Genomic DNA, 233 nt, shown 5'->3' with positions numbered 1-233 from the left:
GAAGGGAACCACGCGTACCCATCCCGAACACGACCGTTAAGCCTTCCAGCGCCGATGGTACTTGGACCGCAGGGTCCCGGGAGAGTAGGACGTCGCCAAGCAAGCCCACCTAGGGTGGGCTTTTCTTATGAAACTTATTATGCATACGAATTTTATGGGCCCTTAGCTCAGCTGGTTAGAGCGCACCCCTGATAAGGGTGAGGTCGGTGGTTCGAGTCCACTAGGGCCCACCA

Annotated in this window: 1 tRNA gene and 1 rRNA gene; both read left to right on the top strand. The window is 56.7% G+C overall.

The features are described from left to right. Nucleotides 1-101: ribosomal RNA gene (rrf, locus tag KQX66_RS37125) — 5S ribosomal RNA — on the top strand; the annotation flags it as partial. A gap of 55 nt (nucleotides 102-156) precedes the next feature. Then, nucleotides 157-233 (top strand) — tRNA-Ile (locus KQX66_RS37120).

The organism is Paenibacillus oleatilyticus (genome assembly GCF_018998565.1).
Lineage (GTDB): Bacteria > Bacillota > Bacilli > Paenibacillales > NBRC-103111 > Paenibacillus_G > Paenibacillus_G oleatilyticus.
The sequence above is the reverse complement of the archived record's forward strand: the minus strand, read 5'-3'. Positions and strand labels throughout refer to the sequence as shown.